Raw genomic sequence first — 805 nt, forward strand, 5'->3', positions numbered from 1 at the left:
TTCCAGGCGCTCGTCTCCGGCGCATGCCTCGTGCTCGCCCCGCGCGAGCAACTGCTTCCCGACGCTCCACTGCGCGCCCTCATCGACTCGCAGCAGATAACCCATCTCACCGCGACGCCCTCCGTCCTCACGCAACTGGAGCCTCACGGCATGCCCTCGCTGCGCACCGTCGTCTCCGGGGGCGAGGCCTGCACGCCGGAGCTGGTGCGCAAGTGGAGCCAGGGCCGCACCCTCTTCAACGGCTACGGCCCCACCGAAATCACCGTCTGCGCCACCATCACCCCAGGCTCGGCGCGTCCCGAGCGGCTGACGATTGGCCAGCCGCTGACGAACACGCAGACGTACGTGCTCGACGCCCACCTGCAACCGGTGCCCGTGGGCGTGCCCGGTGAGCTCTTCGTCGGCGGCGTGGGCGTGGCGCGCGGCTACCTGCACCGCCCCGAGCTGACCGCTCAAGTCTTCATCCCCCACCCCTTCGCCGCGTCTGCCGGCGAACGCCTCTATCGCACGGGGGACCGGGTGCGCTGGCTGCCCGAAGGCGAGCTGGAATTCCTCGGCCGCATCGACTCCCAGGTGAAGCTGCGCGGCTTCCGTGTGGAGCTGGGCGAAGTCGAGGCCGCCCTCTGCGAGCTGCCCGGCATCCAGGACGTCATTGCCCTCGTGCGTGAGGATTCGCCCGGTGACAAGCGCCTGGTGGCCTACGTGACGCCCTCCCCCGAAGGCGCTCCCGACTTCGACTCCGTGCGGGTGGCCCTCAAGCAGCGGCTGCCCGACTACATGGTGCCGTCCTTCTTCATCCTGCTGG

Annotated in this window: 1 protein-coding gene; it reads left to right on the plus strand. The window is 69.9% G+C overall.

Annotated features, from left to right (window positions below; all coding sequences use genetic code 11):
* The coding region (locus tag D7V93_RS43670; protein ID WP_147451710.1) for an amino acid adenylation domain-containing protein at positions 1-805 on the plus strand (805 nt) is incomplete at both ends.

This window comes from Corallococcus llansteffanensis (genome assembly GCF_003612055.1).
Lineage (GTDB): Bacteria > Myxococcota > Myxococcia > Myxococcales > Myxococcaceae > Corallococcus > Corallococcus llansteffanensis.